General features: G+C 56.6%; 3 protein-coding genes. All 3 read left to right on the top strand.

Annotation, left to right across the window (positions count from 1 at the left end):
* A partial coding sequence (locus tag ABJO75_RS08135; RefSeq protein WP_348134927.1) for an FAD-binding protein occupies window positions 1-766 on the top strand: 766 nt, incomplete at its 5' end.
* 182 nt (window positions 767-948) lie between these two features.
* Window positions 949-1,659, top strand: a complete 711-nt coding sequence (locus ABJO75_RS08130; RefSeq protein WP_348134929.1) for an IS6 family transposase — start codon at window positions 949-951, stop codon at window positions 1,657-1,659.
* 242 nt (window positions 1,660-1,901) lie between these two features.
* On the top strand, window positions 1,902-2,188 hold a 287-nt coding region (locus tag ABJO75_RS08125; RefSeq protein WP_348432412.1), incomplete at its 3' end, for a transposase.

The raw sequence follows: 2,188 nt of genomic DNA, 5'->3' as shown, positions 1-2,188 counted from the left end.
GTCCAAGGTGCTGGTCGCCGAGGATGCATCATTGGGCCACCGCCTCGCGGAATCGACGGCTGCACTGATCGTGTCGCTGGCTGGCGACTACGATCATGTCGTCGCCCCGGCCACAACTGATGCCAAGAACTTAATGCCACGGGTTGCGGCGCTGCTTGACGTGATGGTGATTTCGGATGTCTCCGGCGTTGTCGATGCCGACACGTTCGAGCGCCCGATCTATGCTGGCAACGCGATCCAGACGGTGAAATCTGCCGACGCGAAAAAGGTCGTGACCATCCGGACATCAACCTTTGATGCCGCTGGCGACGGTGGATCGGCCTCGGTCGAAACCATTTCTGCCGCCGAAAATCCCGGCCTGTCGGAATGGGTCGAAGACAAGGTCGCCGAAAGCGATCGCCCCGAACTAACCAGCGCAGGCGTGGTTGTCTCAGGTGGCCGTGGCGTTGGCTCGGAAGAGGACTTTGCGCTAATCGAGAAACTGGCGGACAAGCTGGGCGCCGCCGTGGGCGCCTCGCGCGCCGCGGTCGACTCGGGCTATGCCCCGAACGATTGGCAGGTTGGTCAGACCGGCAAGGTCGTCGCCCCCGATCTGTACGTCGCTGTCGGCATCTCGGGTGCGATTCAGCACCTCGCCGGAATGAAGGACAGCAAGATCATCGTCGCGATCAACAAGGACGAAGAGGCACCGATCTTTCAGGTCGCGGACTTCGGTCTTGTCGCCGACCTCTTCGCAGCAGTGCCAGAGTTGACAGAGAAGCTCTAAACTTCGCTAGGTAGGAAAATAGGCCCGCCTTTTCGGTGGGCCTATTTGTGCTTCCGGAACAGCGTCAATCGAAAATCGCGCACATAGCTGTGTGTAGCTTGGGAGTGGGCAAAAGCTGGGGGTGTTCGGGTAGGCATCGTCAAGTTGTTGACCTGCGTTCGGCACCTGCGTAGCCCATGTCGATGATTTGTACGAATTCTTCATCCCGCCTCAAAGGCCACCGCTTCCCGCTGCCTATCATTTCGTATGCGGTTTGGGCCTATCACCGTATTGCTCTCAGCCTGCGAGACGTTGAGGAACTGCTCTCCGAGCGCGGCGTTGTGGTCAGTTATGAAACGATCCGCGCTTGGGTTGGAAAATTTGGTTCTGGGATCTCGAAACGTATCCGTGCAAGACGCAATCCGCCCAGCGATAAATGGCATCTCGATGAAGTGGTGATATCGATCCGGGGAGTGAAACATTGGCTTTGGCGTGCGGTCGATAGCAACGGGGAAGTTCTTGATATATTGGTTCAAACTCGGCGTAACACGCGGGCCGCGAAACGACTTATTTCCAGACTGATCACCCGTTGGGGTGAGCCACGTGTTATCGTGACGGACAAACTTCGCAGTTACGGTGCAGCCTTGCGTAAGCTCGAAATAAGCGTCGATCACCGGGCGCATAAGGGCTTGAACAACCGCATCGAAGGCTCCCACAGGCCGACCCGAAAAAGGGAGAAAATTCAAGGTCGATTCAAGTCGGCACGGCAAGCGCAGAAGTTTCTATCGATCCACGATGAAACCGCCAATCTATTTCGTCCCGGCCGCAACAAAATGACCGCTTCAGAATACAGAAACAAGCGAACAACGGCTTTCGAAACTTGGAACCGTTGTGCAGAAGAGCTAGCGGCCTAAAGTGGATTCTGCCAGGTCACTGTGTCCTCATAGAACAACCTGACAATGCCGTCGGGCGACATGGAGCAACGAACTGCGATATGAAACTTTAAGCGGGCACATCTTTGCCACGGGCTAGTCCTGCCCAGATGATCGGACCGACTTCATGCCAAATTCCATTGACGTCACGGACCAAACGAGCGTGTTGCAGGGATCGCCGGGTCGCGGTATTCCCATCGTTTTCTCTGACGCAAGCGACGGCCATGCCCTACAAATTCAATGATGCCCGTCGCGATAAGATCCCCAAAGCAAAGTACCGCGTCACGAACTGGTCCGCGTACAACGAAGGCCTTCGGCAACGTGGTGATTTGACGGTTTCGGTTTCAGATGATGTGGCCAGGAAGTGGTCGTCGCCGCGCCGCAAGACCCGCGGTGGACAGGCGCGTTACATCGATCTGGCAATCGAGATTTGCCTCACTCTGCGGGTCGTGTTTCGGCTTGCCTTGAGACAAACGCAGGGCTTCATGCGATCGATTGCAAAGCTGATGGG

This window comes from Sedimentitalea sp. (genome assembly GCF_039973035.1).
Taxonomy (GTDB): Bacteria; Pseudomonadota; Alphaproteobacteria; order Rhodobacterales; family Rhodobacteraceae; genus Sedimentitalea.
Note: the sequence above shows the minus strand (reverse complement) of the source record. Positions and strands in the feature narration are given on the sequence as shown.